The following is a 21,311-nucleotide window of genomic DNA, read 5'->3' as shown; positions in this document are numbered from 1 at the left end:
TCAATGCTGACAGAACCCAGCAGTTGTTAATCTAAGACTGTTGACGGGCAGGTAAGTACGACCAGCTGGGATATTGTCGGGCATTTGTATGTAGACAAGCGTGTTAGGCGGCGGTAATTGTCAAGCTACGGCCAAACGAGGAGCGCAGAGTTGGGTGCCAAGTTTCTAACCTGATTGCCTACAGATGTGTAACGAATGGGTTATACCCATGGTTGGATATGTACAGCTTAGCTTCGGCAGCCCGGAGGGGAGCACACTCAAGGTTGCATCTAAGCCCCAATCACTAACTTGCACTCAGACAACTCCAGCAAATCAAATATATCCACATGCTCAACGGCAAAGGTTTTTGCAACGTTAGGAATTTTAACTTTGCGGCTGTTATCAGGTACCGGGACTTCATGGGTCACTATTTTAGCGCCAGTTGTTTTGGCCTCAGCAATTAACCAAGGGTCAGCACCAGAAAGAAACCGCGATACTTCAATTTGCGAATAGGTCGGGTGAGTGGCTAAGTAATTTGCGATCTCGGCAAAAACACCTTGAGTGTCAAGGCTGTTAGCCGTTTTAAAAAGAGACTTGTTGGACATCGCCCAGTGATGGAGCTCGTCAGGGTCGCTGGTGTTTTTCGTCAGCTCTTTGTAGATCGGGTCAATACTTTCAATCTGGTGATGCGGGTGTATTGATGTCAGCCATTGCCAAAAGCCAGGCACAACGTGCATGCGGTAATGCAAATTTTTTGCTTGAATAAAAGAATTAGCGTCCAGTAAATAAATCAATATCCAAGCTCCTTGCGTGCAAATTCTTTTAGTTTGCTGGGGCGTATGCCAATCAAGTACTGGGCATCGCGCAATAACATTCTACCGCTGAGGGCCTCACTGGCGACGGCTTTGGCCAGCTTTGCGCTGTAGCGCATTTTGATCATGCTGTTAAAAGCAGGACCACCGGGTTTGTCTCTCAGCGTTTCTTTTTCTTGCTTAAAGTGTTCGAGTACTTTGCGGTAGTGCGCCCAATATTGCGTTTCAGTGATAAAGCCATGCTCAAGTGCTCGCCGCGCAATCACCCACTGGCTGACATGGAAGAACTCTGCCAGCTCAGGCAGATTTTTAAGCCAGTTATCTGTGCTTTGATCCCACTGTTCAGTGAATGTGTCGCTAGGCACTAGAAATTCAGCCGCCAGCGTATTGCAAAACTTTTCTATACGGTTGCTGTTGCGAGGGCTCAAGTCAGACACGCCAGACTCGCCAACCAGTAAATGAGCGAACTCATGCAGCAAAGTAAAAATCTGTGCTTGGGGGATATCAGCCGCGTTGATAAAAATCACGGGAGCGTAGTCATCTGCAATGGCAAAGCCACGAAACTCTTCACGATCGAGCGGCCTGTGCGTGTTGTTACCCACGATGCTATTACGCATCACCAGTACGCCGGTATTTTCTATTTTTTCAATCAGCGTGCGGTAATATGCATCGAACTGTCTAGGGCGCTGACTGATCACGTCATTCAGTAATGTGCGTGCCGCAGCAAGCGCTTCTTGTGGTTGCTGCAAGTCTGCAGAACCAAGCCATGTTAGTGCTGGTTGTTCGTTTTGAATGTTGTACTCGCGATACCAATCACGGCGTTCAAAAGCAATACGAATACTGTCTTCTAGGGCTAGGCTGAACTCGCCAATAGGTTTATCGCCAATGGTGCGCAAGTCCGGCAGAAGAGGCTCTTGCTTGGGTGGCTCGTTAAGGTACAGGTAACCAAAAGGAATGTGGGTTTTCTGTGCGAATTCTTGAGCTTTGCTAAAGCTTGGGTTTTTCTCGCCACGCTCCCACGCCAGCCACTGTTCTTGTTTGATTTTGAGCTTTTCTGCTATTTCAGCCACGCCAAAGCCTGCTCGCTCACGAGCCCACATTAAAATATGCGGATTAATAAGTGCTTCAGCCATGGCGAAACAGTCCTTGGATTACCTGTTAGCAGTTTAGCAGAGGCGACTGGGTTAAATAAGCAGGTCGTCTTCTATGCTGCAGCAGTAGCGTTGCAGCAAGCGGTGTAAATCATCGTAGCAAAAGCTATGGCTGGGATCGTGTTGACTGCTAATTGGATTAGCCTTGCACGCGTTTAATCACGCCCATCTGCATACCAAACAAGTGAAAAATGCTATTTAAAGTGTGCAGTGTCGGGTTTCCCGCGTCGTGTTCAATCTGTCGTAAAGCCCGCAAGGAAATTTTACACATGCGTGCAAACTGATCCTGACGCAACCCCGTGACCTCTTTGCGTAACCGACAAACCGCTTCGCCGATGCTGACTTTCCCCTCGGCCAGCTGCTCACGTAAATCTTGTAAATAGCGCTGACGCTCAAGAATATCCATCAACATAAATCCCAGGCAGTAAACTGTTGTTGTAAGCGGCGCAACGGTATTCTAGGGTGTTGCCACGTTTTATCTGGCAGACCTAAGTCTTGCAGCAGGTCGGGTAAAGCTAACAATTGCTGCGCGGTATCGCGTAATTGTTGATACAACCACTCTTGCGGTAAATCAGCTAACTCACTCACCAACTGGCAGGCTGCAAACCAATCAACATTTCCGCCGCGCTCAACCGTCTGTGGCCATTTAGTTGTGCGAGTAATGCCTTCATCGTCCATGACCATTGGTGCTAAGTCATAAACTGGAGCCAGAGATATAGCGTGCTCATCGCGGATAATCGAAGTATTACGACCATGGTTATCGCTATTACCTAACACTTGATTTAATAAATCCCTGCGTACATATTCCAGCACTAAATCAGCAATAGCTGCATCTTGTCGCTCAGATCGCCAGAGATTCAATAGGCGTTTTAGCACATCCAAATGTTGTAAATAACTTCCGGGCTCAGTCACTTTTAATAACGAATAAATCGACTCAACTGCGTGCCTACGCACGTGCTGGTTTTCAACTTTTCGATCAAAGCGCCGCATCCATAAGCTGGGCTTGCTGCCTTCTTCAAGCATTAACCCGTTTTGCTCAATTGTGGAAAAACCAAGCTGATGAATGGCGCGGTAATAACAGTACTCACTGCGCAAAATATCCTTATCAGTCGCGCCTGCTTTGTGACGTGGAAACTTAATAAACCAATGCGTTACTGCACGCGTATCTGCCATGCTTGCATCTGGATATAACAAACCATCCGCTGTTTCTGTCAATAATAATTTAGGGGCTTCTCCGCCTGCTCCTGTAGCGCCACCAATAGCAGCGCCTTGCTCGTAAGCATATTCTAAAAAGCGATGATCCCTTTGCACCACTTCTGCACGAGAAAAACCAATAGGGGGTATTGAAGCGACTAACTCAAATGCTTCTTTGATGCGTAAATGGCCAATAGGTGCAGGCGTGTATTGTGAAAGTAAAAAAACGTCCATGGCCATATCTGTTGGGCGCAGTTGTCCATAGCGTTGCTCTAAAAATCGACGCGCAGCACCTGCAGGAGTCATATCTTGTAATGCAGCCCAAACAGGCGCACCTGAATACGTGTCCCAGCCGAGCGGTAAGTTTGCACTCAGAGCCCAAGCTAAACAGCTTTGTTCTTTATCGAGACAATCTACTAAATAGTTAGGTATGTAACCTAAAGTGCAGCCTGCTCGTAATCCTTGCTGTGCATTGGTAAAGCTCAGCTGTGCAGCGTCGTGCCACTGATTCTCTACATAGAGTTGTACAGTTAGATGTTCCATCGGCTTACCATGAGGCAATATAATGCCTTAAATAGTAGCATGCACAAGATAAATGGCAATATAATGCCTAAAAAATAAGATGCAGAGCTAAATAAATCTTGTCTGGCTGATCAATTCTCGAGCCAGTCAGTACAAAAAGTGCAACTTCAAGTTCAGCCTCTAAACCTGAAAAACCTTACCCACCCGCTGCATCTGCTCTCCATCCACCCCAGCTTGCTCAGCATAACTTGACCACTGCTCAACCGCCTCACGCACCTGTTGTGCTGCCGCGCTCACAGCATCTTTAGGCAGACCAAATATCCTGCCCATTTTTTCTGCTTCAGAAATGGTTGGCGGGTAGGGCTGATAAGCAAAACCTGCGGCGCGGTATTCACCGGTTGCCATGCTTGGCACTAAGTCATAGGCCGGAGCCAGTTGGTAGCCTTTTGCGCTATGCATAAAGCTAAAGTTACGCTCGTGATCGTCAGTATTGTTAATGGCACGGTTGAATAGCATCAGGCGCAAAAGCTGCTGTAAGTCGTCTTCTATGTTGTAAGAGTGGCGTTGCAGTAGGCGATGCAAATCGTCGTAGCGAAAACTATGACCGGGATCTTGTTGAGTGCTGGGGTGTTTCAGTAAACCGTTGGCCGTTATCAAGTGGCGGCGAGCATTACCAAGCGTATCGAAGCGCTCCAGCAGCAATACATCGCGCTGGTTGATGTCGCTGATAATTTTGCCGTGGCCGATATTAATACCCGCGCCTTGCGCCATTAATAAGCAGGCAAATTCTACACGGGCGTTGTTGTAGGGGTCTGTGCTGCGGTTGAACTTGGCTAGATAAGCAGTGCCTTGATCATGCACCAATGCCTTGGGTCGAGCACCACCAACACCTGATCCTGAATTGGCTAAATACACCAGGCCCATGGCATTCATATCTAAATGAGCAAAATCCTGCTGGTCGATGTTTTGTGCGGTTTGCTCTGCGTCATGTAATTGTTCTAGGGCGATTCCTGCTGCGTAGTGGGGCGCTTGTCCTTGTTCGACAAAACACAGCGCACCAATACGACTGTGAACCTGTTGCGAAAAGCTCAACATTTCACTGATACAGTTGGCATTAAGACGTTGTTGGTAACGCTGCATGGCCAGTTTAGTTAGGACTTTTCGACCCCAAGCATCGGGCAGGTAATCATCAATAAAAGCAGGTGCGGCTTGCTTGCAGGTTAGGATGAACTCCTTGGCACTCAAGGGCAATTGCACAGGATCGATGGCAAATGCCTGTGGTTGTGCAAGGTAATTGGCCGTATAGCGAAAGCCAACTTTGCTGATCACACCGTGTTCTTCCTGTAACGCGACATCAGCAATATGCATCACGCCTAACTCGGCTGTATTGAGATACAAATCAAATCGCTTAATCATCAAATAAACTCACTGGCGGCTTCAATAGCTGCGCAAAAGGCTGCTCCAATCCAAGCACTTGGGCAGCTTGATAGTATCGGCCAATGGATACACTTAAATCGCCTTTTTCCATGCGTTGTAACGTGGCGCGGCTGACACCGATGCGTAAGGCAAAGGCCTGCAAGTCATCCATGGGGAAGTATTTTTTGCGGGCAGCCCTAAGGTTGTCACCTAAGGGCTCTAGCGCTTGATCGTTTTTGTTCATGAAAGGCTCAAATATAAGTATTTATGGTTATAAATTTAGATTTTTACTTATATTTGAGTATTTATAGGGTTATGTCAATGCCGCTCGCAGATGCATGAGAGTATTAAAGAAAAGCGCTAAATCACCAGCGCTCTTCATTGATATGCTCCCAGCGCATCTGCAGATAGGGCTTGAGCTTGTTTAAGCTGGTCACCTCTTTGCAGAATAGCGTCAGGTTATTAATATCTTGCTGCAAGTTTTCTAGGTGAGTATTAATTTCGCGCTGTGCTGCTTTCATGGTTTTTTTATGGAAGCGTCGATACAAAGCGGCTGTTTTAGGGTCTTCATGCAAAATGTCAGCGTGCTGTGAGCGTAGCTGTGCATATTGACGATTGAGTAGTTCTGTAGCGTCAGCCAGATCCCCGCCCAGTTCTTGCAGAGGTGACTGACCAACATACTCAGCATAGAAAGCAAACAGGGTCGTGATGTCGTTATTGTCGCGAGCCTCAATCAGCTCGCTCATCAGGCGGTTTTTCTCTTGGCGCGCCTCTTCATTTTGTTCGCGGTCGGGGTGCAGAACACGTGCGACGCGGCGGAATAATTTATTGATTGAGCCACCTTTCATCAGTTTGTTCAGCGCCCGCTCATCATCTTTTATTTGCTGCTCGAATGATTCTTGCTGGCGGAAAAACTCATCAAACCGCGGGTCATCCTGAAAATCAGAGAAGAGCTTCTCAAAAATGCTTGCGTCATCTTCATCAGCCATCTCATCGAAGAAATCGTGTTCGCTGTGCAGTTCATCATCTTGGAAAGGCTCAAACGCCTCAGGGTGGATTTTTTCCATAGTGGCGTCCATCGCCTGATAGAGGGCAGTCAGATCAATACCGCCAGCAAAGGGATTGCTCGTAATGGTATCTATGTAGTCCAGTATCCACTCCATGAGCACTTCACGTTGCCATGCAGCTAAAGATTTGCGGCCATAAAACACCAGTAGATGCTCGCAACTTTGATACAGGGTTGTAACGTAGGCTTTCTCCTGCTGCTCAACCGCCTCGCTAACCTGTTCGGCGAAGGTTTTGATTTGTTCGCGTAAACGGTCATTTTTCTTTTGTTGATGAGCGACTCTTTCCCATGCCTTGTTGAACAGCTCTTGGCTGGATGATTCGGAATTATTTGTGGTCTTGGTTTGTTTTTTGCCAGTCGTTAATTTCATTTGTGATCTCTGTACATTGGCCTTGGCGAGAGTGGCTGGGTAAGGGTGTGGGTAAAAAATTGCTCAGGCTAGCATTGTGTAAAGTAGAGGAGCAACTGCACAGCGTTTTCAGGTTTGTTTTACAGGGTATTTTATCTGCACATTCAAAGTTTAATTTTTTGCTACGTCATGCAACAGCAATTACCCGCTTAAAGCTACGCTTGTCACAGTTTCGACCCGGTTTTTTCCATAGCGTATTATCACCATGCGCTTATTCATGGTTCCATCTTCTTTTAAAGACCTTTATAAGGTGCTATATTTTGCACATAAAACGCTTAAGTAGCGTTTAAGTACACATAAAGGATCTTTATGAGTCTTTCGAATTTGTCAGCATCTGCTATCGCAGAAGAGCTCGGCGAGCGTTTAAAGCAAGCGCGGCTGAATCAAAATCTGACCCAGGCAGAAGTGGCTGAGTCTGTTGGTGTGAGTCGCAGGCAGGTTCTCAATGCCGAAAAAGGCAAGGCTCAACTTGAGGTATTTGTGGCTATTTTGCTCGCATTAAATCTAACCGGCCATTTGGAACTGTTCTTGCCAAAACAGCAGATATCTCCGTTGCAGCTTGCCCAGTTGCAAGGTCGGCAGCGACAACGCGCTTCAGGACAAAAAACAGCAGAGCAAGAGGGTGAACCCGAATGGTAATGGAAGTTATCAATGTCCGCTTCAAGCAGCATGAGGTGGGAGCAGTCAGCTTTGATACCCAAACAGGCTTGGGTGCGTTTGAATATGCGCCAAGTTTTATTGACAAAGGTATTGAATTATCACCGCTGAAAATGCCTTTAGCGCAAGGTATTTATAGCTTTCCAGAATTGGATTTTAATACTTTCAAAGGCTTGCCTGGATTGGTGGCAGACTCGCTGCCAGACGATTTTGGTAATGCTGTGCTAAATGCTTGGGTGGCCATGCGTGGTAAGTCTCCAAATGACATTACGCCTTTGCAGCGCCTGCAATATACTGGGGCACGCGGCATGGGCGCGCTTGAGTATGCGCCAGCCACCCAGATCAAAAGCCTTAACGCTTCCCAGCAGGTGGACATTGATTCCTTGCTGTCTATTGCCCAAGCGATTTTAAATGCCCGCAATGATTTTTCTGTAGAGCTGAATCAAAATCACGCAGACGACCGCGAGGGGATGCTTGCACTGTTGTCTGTGGGTATGAGTGCGGGCGGTGCAAGACCAAAAGCGGTGCTCGCGTTTAATGCAGATTTCACTCAAGCCCGATCGGGGCAAACGGACGCGCCAGAGGGTTTCACGCATTACTTAATGAAGTTTGATGGCGTCAGTGAGCACAATGAAAACCAAGAAACCTTTGGTGATCCACTGGGTTTTGGTGCAATGGAATTTGTTTACTATCTGATGGCTAAAGACTGTGGCATCGACATGATGCCCTGTCATTTATTACCTGAAGGTCAGCGCCGGCATTTTATTACTCAGCGCTTTGATCGGGTGGGTAATGAGAAAGTTCATGTGCAAACGCTCAATGGTCTTGCCCATGTGGATTACAAAAAGCCGGGCTCTTTTTCCTATGCAGAACTGTTTGCTGTGTTAAGGCAGCTTAAACTGTCTGCTGTGGATGCTGAGCAGTTGTTTAGACGCATGGTATTTAACATTGTGGCGCGCAACCATGATGATCATGCAAAAAACTTCGGTTTTATGTTGCGCGGTGATAAGTGGGGTTTAGCGCCTGCATACGATTTGGCCTACAGCTATAAACCTGGCAGTAAATGGGTTAACAGTCATTGGATGAGCCTTAATGGTAAGCGTGATGATTTTGTACGCGAAGACTTTTATTCGCTAGAGAAGCTGAGCCCGCTTTTTAGCCGAAGTTTTATTAACAGTGTTATTGATGAAGTTATCGAAAAGGTAGCTGGCTGGGAAAGGCTTGCGACTGAGGCTCAAGTGCCGCGAATACTGATTGATGAAGTGGCGCAAAATCTTAGATTGGGTATTTAATGATGACAGCTGCAAGCAGTTGCTAAGTATCCGGCAGGGTAAGGCCGTTGAGGGGCAAGTGAGCATGGTTAGCCTTTAGCTTAATATAAATTATATTTAGTGTTGAGTTGATTTTTATCTGTTAATATAAATTATCTTATCTCTTAATAGGCGGTGCTGTGTATGCAATCTATAAGCCTAATGCGTCCTTCAGAGGTTGTGCATGAACTCGGTACTCGCTTGCAGCAGCAGCGCCTGCGACAAAATTTAACTCAAGCTGAATTAGCGCAACGCGTGGGTATCTCTGTGCCGACGGTTTCTAATCTAGAAAACGGTAAAAACACGTCGCTAGAAACCTTCATTGCTGTGGTATTTGCGCTTGGATTGCAACAAGAGCTGCAGGAATTGTTCAGCAGACGCACTATGACTATTGCGCAGCTGGAGCAGATGTATGCTGAGCCAAAACGTCAGCGGGCAAGTTCAAAAATCGTCACTGCCAAGCCTGAACCTGCGTCAGATGGGTTGAGTGATATTGCAAACAAAAAATCTTCCCAACCTCGCTCAAAACTGTGGGATAAAACGCTGTTTAACTCTGATGATGCGGACGGTAAATAACAATAATTCTCCAGCCAATATGAAACATATCCAAGGCGCTAAGCGATAACATAATGATGATTTACTCATAGCCATGGGTTACAGACCATAAATTGCGCTACCATCTGCCCGCCACTGATCTACTAAAAGCCAATAAAAGGACTTTCCATGCTGCCCTCGCTCATCGCCCGTGAAATAAAATCTGAGCTCGAAAACTTTCTTTCCAGCAGTTTTCCGATGACCACCGCAGGGTTTCAAGGGCAGGGTGATGCTGGCTTGATGGAGCAGTTTCTGCATGATCCACAGCAGCCCGATAACTTACTCAAAGGCCCATGGCTGGAAATTAAGCTGCCATTTCGCACCGCTGCGAGCAGCATAGAGTCGCCGTTGACCTATGTGCAGCTGGGCTTTGCACCCTATATGCATCAGCAGCGCGCGTTTGAGCGTTTGGCCAGTCTGCAGCCACAATCAACCTTGGTGGCGACCGGTACCGGTTCGGGTAAAACTGAGTGTTTTTTATATCCAATATTAAATTACTGCCTGCAAGAACGTCGCCAGGGCATTAAAGCCATTATTGTCTACCCGATGAATGCTTTGGCCACTGACCAAGCGCGTCGTTTTGCTAAGGAAGTGGCTGGACTGTCGGCGCAATTAACTGTGGGCATGTTTACCGGTGATGGTGGTTCGGATTCACGGATGATGAGCCCCGAGCAGGTGATTACCAACCAAGACACCTTGCGCGATAATCCACCAGATATTTTATTAACCAACTATAAGATGTTGGATTTCTTGCTGATGCGCCCCAAAGATCAGCGTTTATGGCGGCATAATCTTAATACGCAAGATCTACTGCGCTATTTAGTCGTGGATGAGCTGCATACCTTTGATGGTGCGCAAGGGACTGATTTAGCCTGTTTGATTCGTCGTTTGCGCGACAAGTTACAGTTACAAGACAATTTAGCTTGCGTCGGTACCTCGGCCACTATTGGTGGTGAAAGTGCACGTCGGCAGCTGGCTGACTATGCCAGTCAAGTGTTTGCCGCAGAGTTTTCGCTCGACAGTATTATTCTTGAAGACCGCATGTCGGTAGATGAGTACCTTGAGCAGTTTCAAGGCAATGCAGCACACGACAGTGCCAACCCAATGCCGGATTTGCGTGCGGAATGGCCTGATGTCTATGAGCAAGAGTTGCTGCCCGGTGCCTTACCGCAAGGTGTGTATCTGCGCCGTCAAGCCGAATTGTGGTTTGGTAAGGATCTAGCCCTAGACAGCGCGGATCCTGCGCTGTACCGAGCGGCCTGTGTCAGCTTGGGTGAACACCTGCACCAGCACACTGCTTTTTTAAGTCTGCTACGCGCCGCCAGCCAATTGGTTGATGTGCGCCAGTTGGCTGAGCAGTGGCAGCAGGACTTTGCTTTATCTAGCACTGAGTACGCCTTGGCATTGCTCGATAGTCTCACTGCGCTGATTTCTACTGCACGGATTTGGGCCGATGATACACGGCAAAAAGTGCGGCCATTTTTACAGGTGCGGGTGCAACTGTGGTTACGTGAATTGCGCCGTATGTTAGCCAGTGTCGAGCTGCAGCCGCGCTTGGTGCATTCCGATGATTTAATCGATCCCACCCAGCCGTTGCATTTGCCGGTTATTCATTGCCGCGAGTGTCACTCGGCAGCCTGGGGTGCAATGCGTACTCAAGGTGAGCGTTCTATCAATCCTGAGCTGTCGAGCTTTTATGCGGGTTGGTTTGCGCAATCGCCAGATTCAGTGCTGATGTATCCGCTGGTTGACGGTGAGGAAAAACCGGCGAACGGCTCACGGTCCGATGAAGTGCTGAATCTATGCAGCCAGTGCTGCGAGTTAAGGCCAGCGCATCAAGACCACTGCCAAAGTTGTGATAGGCCGATGCTTAAAGTCTGGTTGCCGCATTTGGTTAAGCAGGTCGAGCGCCAAGGCCAGACTAAAAACATTCGCACTGATGATTGCCCGCGTTGCAGCGCCAGTGGCAGTTTGATGGTTTTAGGTTCGCGCGCGGCCAGTTTAGCCAGTGTAGCGATTGGCCAAATTTACGGCTCGCACTGCAATGATGACCATAAGCTGATTGCCTTCTCGGACTCGGTACAAGACGCCGCGCACCGCGCTGGTTTTTTCGGCGCACGTACTTACGCGCAAACCATACGTCAGGCGCTTGCACATGTGGTGCGTAAAGAAGGCGACAATATGGCCTTGTCGCGCTTTATTGAAGAAGTACCACGTTACTGGCAGCGCAAACTTGATAATAACGCGAGCTTTGTCGGCACTTTTATTGCGCCCAATATGCAGTGGCTGTCCAGCTACCAGCAGATGCTTATGACGCAAGGTGCAGAGGTCCGTGATGACTTGCTTCATTTAGTCAGTCAGCGCTTGCGTTGGGAGGCGCTCACAGAGCTGGGCTTGCGCTCACGTATTGGTCGCACTTTAGAGCGCTCGGCGGTTGCGGTGATTCAGCCTGATCCGGCGGCGTTAAATGGCTGTGTGCACACCTTGCTTAAACACTGGCAAGAAGAGCTGGGTCAGTTACGCCATTTGCAGCCTAAGCAGGTACAAACTTTTTTATTGGGGTTTTTACACCGTTTACGCCAGCACGGTGCGTTTTATGACCCTGTGCTAGAGGGTTATGTGCGCGAGGGTGGTACAACATTTTTGCTCAAACGCATCCCATGGCTACCCGGTTACGGTTTTTCTGCGCGCCCACCGGCGGCGCTGACACTGGCACCGGTCAGTAGTAGCTTCCAGAATCTGGTTGGCAATGGCTCGCAGTGGTATCAGCACTGGTTTAATAAAACCATTGCTGCTGGCGATGAGTTTTTCGCCAGCGCTGAATACGAACAGGCCATACGGATTTTGCTGACGGTATTGAGCAAAGGGCAGTGGCTTAAAGAGCTGGCTACCAGCAAGGGCGAGAGTGCCTGGCTGTTACAAACAGAACGTTGGCAACTGGTGACAGCGGTGGCCAGTTTTGCTTGTGATCGCTGTAGTAATCGACAAACCATTGCCAGCCAGCAACAAGCGGACTGGATGCACCTGCCGTGTTTGCAGGCCAGTTGCAGTGGCCGCTATGCACCGGTCAATAGTGGCCAGCAAGGGCAGTTGGCCTACCGCACTTTGCCCAAGCGTTTGGTCACCAGTGAGCACACCGGCTTACTGGAAGGTAAAGAGCGTTTAGCCATTGAGAAGTCCTTTATTTATGGTGATAAAGCTTGGGATGTAAACCTGCTGTCTGCCACACCCACCTTGGAAATGGGGATTGATATCGGTGATTTATCGGCGGTGTTGCTCTGTTCGGTGCCGCCGGCGCAAGCCAACTACTTACAACGCATTGGCCGAGCGGGGCGCAGCAACGGCAATGCCTTGGCGCTGACCATTGCCAATGGTAATAACCACGACAACTATTTTTACAATGAACCGCTAGAAATGATCGCCGGCGACGTCGCCACGCCGGGTATTTTCTTAAATGCCATGGCGGTATTGGAACGCCAGCTGATTGCTTATTGTTTTGATCGCTGGGTTGCCACCGGCGTCAGTGAAGATGCTATCGCGCCAACCTTGGGTGCGGTTTTAAATGGCTTGCAGCAGGGCAAAGACGCGCCAGTACAGCGCTTTCCCAATAACCTACTCAGTTTTATTGAAGAGCAGCAAGAGCCGTTACTCGGCCGCTTTGTGCAACTGTTTAGCGAGCTGGACGATGACGGCCGCGAGCATTTGCGTACTTTTATTGGCTTGCAAGCTGCTGACGCTGATACTGCCTTAATCACAGCAGAGCAGGGCGAGCACACGCCATTAAGCTGGCGTATTGTTAATCGTCTGCAAGAGCTACTTGAGAGCCGTGAAAGTCACCGCAAACGCGCCAATGATCTAAAGAAAAACCATGATGCTTTGCAAAAGCAACCTGCTGATCCGGCTCGTGATCAGCGTTTGGATGATTTAAAGCGTGAGCGTTCAGCCTTGCTGGCGTTGATCAGCAGCATTAATAAGCAGCCGACGCTCAACTTTTTTACCGATGAAGGCTTGCTGCCCAACTATGCCTTCCCTGAAGAGGGTGTGACGCTTAACTCGGTCATCGTGCGTAAAACAGATAAGAAACAAGATGACTCAGCAGGCGCTCAGCAAAGCTATGAGCAAGTTACCCTTAAGTTTCAGCGCCCCGCGCAAGCCGCGTTAAACGAGCTGGTGCCCGACAGTGTATTTTATGTCTCAGAGCATAAGATCAGCATCGAGCAAGTAGATTTGCGCTTATCCACACCCAGTGAATGGCGTCTGTGTCCCAGCTGCCATTACAGTGAGGACGTGACTCTATCCGGTGATCAGCACAGCGCCTGTCCACGCTGCGGTGACCCGTATTGGGCCGATGTGCAGCAAAAACAGAACATGCTCAAATTGCGTCAAGTCTATGCGCGAGCCAATTCGCGTTATGACCGTATCAGCGATGACAGTGATCAGCGTGAGCCAAAGTTTTTCCGTCGTCAGTTGTTAATTGATATTGAGCAAAAAAACTGCACTAAAGCGATGCGTATTGATAACCCAGAAGTGCCCTTTGGCTTTGAGTTTGTGCGCAGTGCCACCTTTCGTGAAGTGAACTTTGGTGAGCAGTTTGGTGAAAATAATAGCTTCGATGTCGCCGGGCAAAGCAGTGTGCGCAATGGTTTCCAGATTTGCCGACACTGCGGTATGGTGCGCCGTAAAAAGCCCAAGCCGGGTCAATTTGAGCATGCGTTAGATTGTAAGCTGGCCCGTGCTGATAGCGTTGCAACAGAAGCCGATTGGTTTGAAAGTTTGTATTTGTTCCGTGAGCTTAAATCCGAAGCCGTGCGTATTTTATTGCCGTTGGCTGATGTGGCTGAATCTGAGATTGCGCGCCGTTCGTTGATTGCAGCGATTAACTTAGGTTTAAAAGAGTATTTCCGCGGTGCTGTGCAGCACCTTGAAGTCACTGAAATGCTGGAGCCCAGCAGTACCGGTAATAAACAATATTTAGTGATTTATGACCGCATTCCCGGCGGTACTGGTTATTTAAAACAGCTGATGATCAGTCCTGCGGCATTGTTTGACATGCTTGAAAAAGCTCAGCATAAACTCAGCACTTGCAGTTGTGTCAGTGATGAAAGCAAAGATGGCTGCTACAGCTGTATTTTGGCGTACCGCAATAGCCGTCATCGTCAGGATATTTCCCGCCAAGCCGCGGTTCAGGTGCTGAGTAAAATCCTGCATAACCAAGATAAATTGGTGCCTGTGGACGGCCTGAGCGAGGTGCCAACCAATCATATTTTGGAAAGTGCTTTGGAAGAGCGCTTTGTCCAGGCGCTGGCTAAGCACTTTAAAGTCACTAAAGAGCGCATCAATAATAAGCCCGGATACTGGATTGATACGGGCACAAGCATTTGGGAATTGGAGCCACAGGTTGAGTTTGCTGAAGCGGATGGCGTTTTAAACACCCGTGCAGATTTTGTTCTGCGCCCGCACAAACAGGCACAGCGCAGCCAAGAGACTGAGCTAATTATTTACACTGATGGCTTTGAGTATCACTGGGATAAGCTTACCGATGATCTACGCAAGCGTTTAAGTTTGTTGCGTTCCGGTCGTAAGGTATGGGTGTTGACCTGGGATGACTTGGACTTACACAGTACTGAGCAGGCGGTGAGCATGCCGCAGCTGTTATTAAGTTGCGTACAGTCAAGCAGTCCTGGGCAGGTGCTCTGGAAAAATCTAGCACCATTACACAAGTGGCGTACTGACAGCCAGGTGCGCGGATTATTCGAGCAGGGCAGTTTCGCCTGGCTCACAGCATGGCTCGCCAACCCTGTCACGACACAGCAAGAACTGTTTGAGTCGGCGCTGTGTGCCGCAGTCCTGCAACTTGCGCCCAATCCAGATCTTGATCAGTTTGTTGCGCAGCTAAAAAGTAACGCAGAGGATTGGCATGAGCCCGTCTTAACCGCTTTGCCGAGCCAAGCGCAGGTGTGGAATGCACAAAGCGATAATCACAATCCTGCGCAAAGCGCATGGCAATTGCTCAGTTACCTTGTCCCCGAAGAGCGCAAAAGCCTGACCACGCCTAAGCCGCGCATCCATGTGCTGCTATCGCTCAATGACAGTTTGGCGCAAAAGCCAACAACCGAAGGCTTTTCTGCTGCGCAGAGTTTAACTGCGCAATCCAAAAGCTTTAAGGATAAATGGCGGGCGATCTGGCAGGCTTTCAATGTGCTGCAATATGCGCCAAGTTTTAGTGTGGCGACGCAATCAGGGTTACAGGCAGGGCTGTTTACTGAGCTGTTAGCCGAGCGCGCTGACGCAAGCGCAGAGGATATGTCCACCACTGCGGTAATGGACAGTGCCTGGCTGGATGTCCGCGAATTGAGTTGTTTAAGTACTGAGCAGGTGCAGGCGCTGCAGTCTATGACCTCATCTGCGCCTGAGGTGGGTGTGGATTTACTGAATAGCGATGGTGCCACCATCGGCACGGCTGAATTGGCGTGGCAGCATTTAACCGTTGCAGTTTTTACGGAAGAAATTGATCAATTTTCTGAACTGCAAGGTTGGCAGTGTATTTCACTGCAGTCGGACAACTGGCTCGAGCAGCTTAAAACAGCCTTAGGAGAGGAGTAAATCATGTCTAAATTACACCCCAAAGTGGCCTTAGGTGATGGTTTTTTACAGGCGTTTGCGGCCATTCCGCGTGCTCAACAAAAAGCCGTGATGAGTTTTGTCAGTAAGTTTCGTGCCAACCCGCGTGCGACGGGTATTAACTATGAAGTGATCCGCAACGCCCGTGACAGTAATTTCCGATCGGTGCGTATTGATCAAAACTATCGCGGTATCGTTCTCAGTCCTGAGCAGGGCAATGTCTACATTTTGCTGTGGGTTGATAAGCATGATGATGCCTATGCTTGGGCCATGCGTCATCGTTGCCAAATTCACCCAAACACCGGCTCCTTACAGTTGTTTGAAGTCGAGCACGAGCTTCTCAGTGAGAGCGAAGAAACTAGGCAACCTGCAAGCGCTGCAGAGCATGCTCAGCACGTCGAGACTCAAAGCCCAGCATCGCAAGATGCTGAGTCGAGCAAACCTTTGTTTAATTTAGATGAAGCAACCTTGTTGAGTTTAGGTGTGCCGCAAGAACGTCTGGCTTTAGTGCAAGCCTTGGGCAGCGAGCAGGCGCTAGAAAAAGCTGAAGCACGTTTGCCTGTTGAAGCTTTTGAAGCCTTGTATTTGTTGGCGGCCGGCACCTCTTTGAGCGATGTCTTGCAAGAATATGCTGCGCCTAAGCAGCACTCTGTCGACACCCAAGACTTTGCCGCAGCATTAGAGCATCCAGCCACTCAGCGCCGCTTCCATGTGCCTGAAGATGAGCAAGAGTTAGGCCGTATGCTCAATGCGCCACTGGAGCGCTGGCGTGTGTTTTTGCATCCGTCGCAACGTCAGTTGGTTGAGCGTGATTGGAAGGGGCCGGTGCGGGTTTTGGGTGGCGCAGGCACAGGTAAAACGGTGGTGGCTATGCACCGCGCCCGTTGGTTAGTCGCACAGCCAAACTGGCCGAAAGGGGCGCGTTTATTGTTTACCACCTTTACCAGCAACCTGGCTTTAGATATTGCCGATAACTTGCGCAAAATTTGCACACCAGAACAATTTCAACGTATTGAAGTGGTTAACTTAGATGCTTGGGTCAGCCAGTTTGTAAAGCGTAATGGCTACCAATCCAGCATCATTTATCCAGGCGGCCGTGATAAGCACTATGATCAGTGCTGGACGCAAGCCATGGCTTTAGTGCCAGGCGAGTTAGGTCTGCCTGATAGCTTTTATAAAGAAGAGTGGCAGCGGGTGATTTTGTCGCAACAAGTGCGTAGCCGCCAAGAGTACTTTACTGCTAGCCGTGTGGGCCGCGGTGTCGCCTTGAATCGTCGACAGCGTGCCGATATATGGCCCGTGTTTGAAGAGATGCGTGAGCAGTTGGCGCGCGGTGGTTTTGTTACCGCAGAAGATGCCGTGCATTACGCGCTTGAGCTGCTAAATAAAGGTGATGATAAGCGCAGTTACCATGCCGTGGTGCTGGATGAAGGCCAAGATTTTGCCGCTGAAGCGTTAAAGCTTTTACGTGCCTTGGTTCCAGAGCAGCCTAACGATATGTTTATAGTCGGTGATGCCCACCAACGGATTTATCAGCGTAAAACAACCCTCAGTCAATGTGGCATCAATATTATGGGGCGTGGGCGTAAGCTGAAAATCAATTACCGCACCACAGAATTAATCCGCCGTTATGCCACTGCGCTGTTAGAGGGTGTCGAAATTGATGATCTGGATGGCGGCCTGGATGGCACTAAGGATTACCGTTCGCTGATCTTAGGCCAAGCGCCTATCGTGCAGAACTGTGCTGACTTAGCCAGTGAAGGCCGGTGGATTGTGCAGCAGATTCAGCACTTGCAAAGTGAAGGCGTCTCTTTGTCAGAAATATGCATCGTAGCGCGCACCAATAGACTGTGCAGTGACTATGAGCAGATCCTACAAAGCGAGGGCTTGCCAACGCACACCCTGTCACGGCAAAAAGTCGATGATCGTGCTAAAGATGGTGTGCGCTTTGCCACTATGCACCGGATTAAAGGTTTAGAGTTTCGCTGTGTGATGATGGCAGGGATTAACGATGGCGTAGTGCCTTTGCGAGTCGCTATGCAGGCCTCACAGGATGTCGTGGAGCAGCGCTTAACTGACTTGAACGAGCGCGCATTGTTTCATGTGGCTGCCACACGTGCTGTGCGTTATTTATATATTTCGAGTTACGGCGTGCCCAGTGAGTATCTAAAAAATTAATACATAGTCAGTAATAACCTTTAAGGAGGTATTGAATACTGTTATCTAGCTCTGACAATGTAGGTAATTATTCAGCGCTTCCTTAACTTAGAATGGTACTAATATGATCGCCTTACATGGTTTTTAAATGACTCAACTGACAGCACCACAACATACCGCCACCGACCCCAGCAGCGATCCTGTGCGCTGGAAGATTCTTGTAGTGTTACTCATCGCCGTTTTTATGTCGCTGATGAGTGTCAGTGTGGTGAATGTGGCCTTGGCCTCGATTCAAGATGCGCTGGATGCCAGTCAGTCTGATATCCAGTGGGTACTTTCCGGCTATGCGCTGACCTTTGGTGTGGTCTTGGTCAGTGCCGGACGCGCAGGGGACCTGATGGGGCGTGGTGGTTTTTTTATCCTAGGCGTAACCCTGTTTACCTTAGCGTCAGTTGCCGCTGGTTTAGCGCCGGATGCGCATTGGCTTAATGCTGCGCGCTTTGTTCAGGGTGTTGGCTCGGGGTTTGTGAACCCGCAAGCGGTGGGTATGATCCAGCAGTATTTTCAAGGATCAGAGCGCGGCCGTGCGTTTGGCTTTTTTGGGACTACGGTAGGTGTGTCGGTTGCCATTGGTCCGATTCTTGGTGGGCTATTGATTGAGCTGGGTGGTGCAGAACTTGGCTGGCGTCTGACATTTCTGATTAATGTGCCAATGGGGCTATTAACCATTGTATTGGCATTGCTGTGGTTTCCTCGGCCCTTGATCCACAAGCCAAAATCGCAGCATCATCAAGGCTTGAGTTCTCTAGACCCAGTCGGGGCATTGTTGCTTGGTTTAGGGGTGCTGGCAGTGCTCTATCCTTTTGTTGAAACGGACCCGTCTGGACTGCTGTGGATGCTATTTCCTGCAGGCTTGCTTTTGTTTTACCTGTGGGCACGTTGGGAACGCTGGTACACGCGGCGTGGTTATAGCCCCATGGTGGATTTAAAGATTTTTGCCACGTCGAGTTACCGCAACGGCAGCATTATTATGACGCTGTATTTTTTAGGTATGACCAGTGTCTGGGTATTGATTCCTTTGTATGTGCAACAAGGCCTTGGTTTCTCAGCGTTTGAAGCCGGTATGGTCGGTATCCCTTCAGCGTTGCTGTCTGCCTATTCCGCCAACTGGGCGGGTAAGCGGGTGAATTACTATGGTCGTAAAATTGTCATTGGCGGCTTGGGTTTTGCTATTTTTGGACTGCTTTGCAGTGTCGCCGTAGTGCTGCTGCATGAGTATCTGGGTATAAGTATTTGGTGGCTCTTGTTGTCATTGGCTTTTTTTGGTTTGGGCCAAGGCTCGGTGATCAGTCCCAACCAGACTCTAACCCTGGCCGAAGTGCCGCTGGCCTACGCGGGCAGCTCTGGGGCCATTATGCAAACCGGGCAGCGTATTGGTACTTCGGTGGGTATTGCGGTGATTACCGCTATTGTCTTTGCTGTGCGTCCCTATACCACTTGGTCGATTGCGGTGAGCTTGGGATTGTTGACGGTGACGTTGATTATTTTACTCGCGCTAGCCATGGCATTTAAGGATTTACGCGACCGACGTGTATTGTAACGGGGATTTGGGTGTTCACGAATGATGTGCGCGCCTGTCCCAATCACGACCAGCACGCGTGTTTATTGTTTAAAAACATTGTGAGCACTGCCTAGCAAGTTAAGAAAAATTAAGCGAGGAAAGATGTATGTCAAAGAAAACAGTTCTGTTTGAATACGAGAAAGAAACAAAAAACAGTGTTCGCTATAAGGAAGTTCCTGTTGAAGGAAGCGCGCCTATCGTGGGTACCTTGTATGTGCAGAAGTGGTTTGCTGGTAATAGCAAATCTATTGAAATTACTATCGATAAAAAAGATTAGTGGTGTTTGCTGTGATGCTGAGCTTGTTATTCGGCCTTTGGCTGTTTGACTGCAAACTCATTGGCGGCTTTCCCAGGGCAGTGCGTGTGCCTGCTGTCGGCCTTGCTCAATAAAACAAATCTTTGCACTCTTTTCAGGACTGAAGCTGGCGTGGAGTATTTCTTAAGTTTTGGGCTGGTTATGGGGCTTACTGCGGGGCTTTTTCCAGGGCCGTTATTAAGGAGCCTCTGAAAATCTCAGCTTATTATTGAGCTTTTCAGAAAATGACTCGAAAACTCAAAAAAACAGCTAAAAAAGGCCGTTTTCGAGGTAAAACCACCTCTTTTAGCCCTTAATTCGCCGTTTTGGCGGATTAAGGGCGCACTAACCCTAAGCCAGCAAGTATTTTCTGCTGATCATGAGGTTCGTTAGTCCTGCTAGCAGGCATAAACGGTTATGGTTTTTATCAAGCCCTTTGTAACGGACTTTGTTATAGCCAAATACGCACTTGATGTAGCGAAACGGATGCTCAACTTTAGCGCGTAGCTTGGCTTTCATTTTTTCAATTTCCTGCTCATTTTCGGTCATGGTTTTACGCTTACTGATTCGAGCACTGATCAGCCAGGCAAGATTTTTGCGCTCTTTGTTTTCCCTGCGTTTTTCAACACCTAGGTATCCAGCATCACCAAATACACGCTTTTCTTCGCCATGTAGAAGGCTTGCAGTCATGGTTACGTCGTGCACATTGGCAGCCGTACTTTCCACGCTATGAATCATACCTGTGACATCATCCACGCCGATATGCATCTTCATGCCAAAGTGCCATTGGTTGCCTTTCTTGCTGGAATGCATTTCTGGGTCGCGCTTGCGGCTTTGATTTTTCGTTGAGCTCGGTGCGGAAATAATGCTGGCATCCACAATGGTGCCTTCGCGAAACAGCAAGCCTTGATGCTGCAAGTGCTTGTTAATTTCCTTCAGAAATAGCTTGCCCAGCCCATGCTTTTCAAGGAAGTGACGGAAGTTTAAAATCGTTGTTTCATCAGGAATATTGTCTGACAAACGCAATCCTGCAAAGCGGCGTATTGATTCAATTTCATACAGCGAATCTTCCAGAGCAGGATCGCTAAGGTTGTAGAACAACTGCAAGCAATGCACACGCAGCATCACACTGAGCGGATAAGGGGGACGCCCCATTTCACCTTTTGGGTAATGCTTAGCGGCGCGATTCTCCAAGCGCTTCCAAGGAATAATGGCATCCATTTTTTCCAAGAAAATCTCACGACGCGTCTTACGCTTTTTGTTCTGGTACTCTGCTTCGGCAAAGGTCAGTTGGCTCATGATTCGGCTCACTGGGCAAAAAAAAGGTCGATGCGGCTATTATCGCAAAAAGTGGGGAGTTATTCAGAGGCTCCTTAACTTTAGTCATCGCTCAATCTTTGCAGCATCGCTGTTTTTGGATGGCCTCAAACGACTCGGAAGTTTTGCGGGCCCTTAGCACGCGCATGCCGTGGGGTTACATGACTGCGCTGTGCTGGCTGGATCAGTG

General features: G+C 48.8%; 15 protein-coding genes. 7 read left to right on the top strand and 8 right to left on the bottom strand.

Going from position 1 to position 21,311, the window contains the following annotated elements:
• Positions 1-269: 269 nt before the first annotated feature.
• From FXF61_RS06935 to FXF61_RS06905, 7 genes are all read right to left on the bottom strand, one after another.
• Positions 270-773, bottom strand: a complete 504-nt coding sequence (locus tag FXF61_RS06935; protein ID WP_151184584.1) for a DUF4411 family protein — start codon at positions 771-773, stop codon at positions 270-272.
• A complete protein-coding gene (locus FXF61_RS06930) occupies positions 770-1,924 on the bottom strand; it encodes an XRE family transcriptional regulator (protein ID WP_151184583.1) in 1,155 nt (384 codons plus the stop codon). The genes FXF61_RS06935 and FXF61_RS06930 overlap by 4 nt, the downstream gene beginning before the upstream one ends.
• 157 nt (positions 1,925-2,081) lie before the next feature.
• Entirely contained in the window at positions 2,082-2,348 is a 267-nt protein-coding gene (locus tag FXF61_RS06925; RefSeq protein ID WP_151186029.1) for a helix-turn-helix domain-containing protein, read from the bottom strand.
• Entirely contained in the window at positions 2,348-3,679 is a 1,332-nt protein-coding gene (locus tag FXF61_RS06920) for a type II toxin-antitoxin system HipA family toxin (protein ID WP_151184582.1), read from the bottom strand. The genes FXF61_RS06925 and FXF61_RS06920 overlap by 1 nt, the downstream gene beginning before the upstream one ends.
• Positions 3,680-3,838: 159 nt before the next feature.
• Positions 3,839-5,074 carry a type II toxin-antitoxin system HipA family toxin gene (locus FXF61_RS06915; protein ID WP_218571846.1) on the bottom strand — a complete coding sequence of 412 codons (1,236 nt, stop codon included), beginning with the start codon at positions 5,072-5,074 and terminating at the stop codon, positions 3,839-3,841.
• Positions 5,067-5,318: a helix-turn-helix domain-containing protein gene (locus FXF61_RS06910; RefSeq protein ID WP_151184580.1), complete on the bottom strand. Its 252-nt coding sequence runs from the start codon at positions 5,316-5,318 to the stop codon at positions 5,067-5,069. Before FXF61_RS06910 ends, FXF61_RS06915 begins: the two co-directional genes overlap by 8 nt.
• A 121-nt stretch (positions 5,319-5,439) precedes the next feature.
• Entirely contained in the window at positions 5,440-6,510 is a 1,071-nt protein-coding gene (locus tag FXF61_RS06905) for a hypothetical protein (protein ID WP_151184579.1), read from the bottom strand.
• 348 nt (positions 6,511-6,858) lie between these two features.
• Between FXF61_RS06905 and FXF61_RS06900 the strand changes: the two genes are divergently transcribed.
• From FXF61_RS06900 to FXF61_RS14875, 7 genes are all read left to right on the top strand, one after another.
• Positions 6,859-7,188 carry a helix-turn-helix transcriptional regulator gene (locus FXF61_RS06900; protein WP_151184578.1) on the top strand — a complete coding sequence of 110 codons (330 nt, stop codon included), beginning with the start codon at positions 6,859-6,861 and terminating at the stop codon, positions 7,186-7,188.
• A complete protein-coding gene (locus FXF61_RS06895) occupies positions 7,182-8,498 on the top strand; it encodes a type II toxin-antitoxin system HipA family toxin (RefSeq protein ID WP_151184577.1) in 1,317 nt (438 codons plus the stop codon). The genes FXF61_RS06900 and FXF61_RS06895 overlap by 7 nt, the downstream gene beginning before the upstream one ends.
• Before the next feature lie 162 nt (positions 8,499-8,660).
• Positions 8,661-9,092, top strand: a complete 432-nt coding sequence (locus tag FXF61_RS06890; protein ID WP_151184576.1) for a helix-turn-helix transcriptional regulator — start codon at positions 8,661-8,663, stop codon at positions 9,090-9,092.
• 147 nt (positions 9,093-9,239) lie between these two features.
• A complete protein-coding gene (locus tag FXF61_RS06885; protein ID WP_151184575.1) occupies positions 9,240-15,713 on the top strand; it encodes a DEAD/DEAH box helicase in 6,474 nt (2,157 codons plus the stop codon).
• A gap of 3 nt (positions 15,714-15,716) precedes the next feature.
• Positions 15,717-17,909: a 3'-5' exonuclease gene (locus FXF61_RS06880; protein ID WP_151184574.1), complete on the top strand. Its 2,193-nt coding sequence runs from the start codon at positions 15,717-15,719 to the stop codon at positions 17,907-17,909.
• 127 nt (positions 17,910-18,036) lie between these two features.
• Positions 18,037-19,488 carry an MFS transporter gene (locus tag FXF61_RS06875; RefSeq protein ID WP_151184573.1) on the top strand — a complete coding sequence of 484 codons (1,452 nt, stop codon included), beginning with the start codon at positions 18,037-18,039 and terminating at the stop codon, positions 19,486-19,488.
• 127 nt (positions 19,489-19,615) lie between these two features.
• Positions 19,616-19,786 (top strand): hypothetical protein, encoded by a 171-nt coding sequence (locus FXF61_RS14875; protein ID WP_178087272.1) that lies wholly within the window; start codon positions 19,616-19,618, stop codon positions 19,784-19,786.
• 369 nt (positions 19,787-20,155) lie between these two features.
• Here the strand turns inward: FXF61_RS14875 and FXF61_RS06870 are convergent, their stop codons facing one another.
• Positions 20,156-21,103, bottom strand: coding sequence for an IS5 family transposase (locus FXF61_RS06870; protein WP_151183349.1), 948 nt, complete (start codon positions 21,101-21,103; stop codon positions 20,156-20,158).
• Positions 21,104-21,311: the final 208 nt, after the last annotated feature.

Source organism: Pseudomonas sp. C27(2019), from assembly GCF_008807395.1.
GTDB lineage: Bacteria > Pseudomonadota > Gammaproteobacteria > Pseudomonadales > Pseudomonadaceae > Denitrificimonas.
This window is presented reverse-complemented; position numbering and strand designations above follow the sequence as displayed.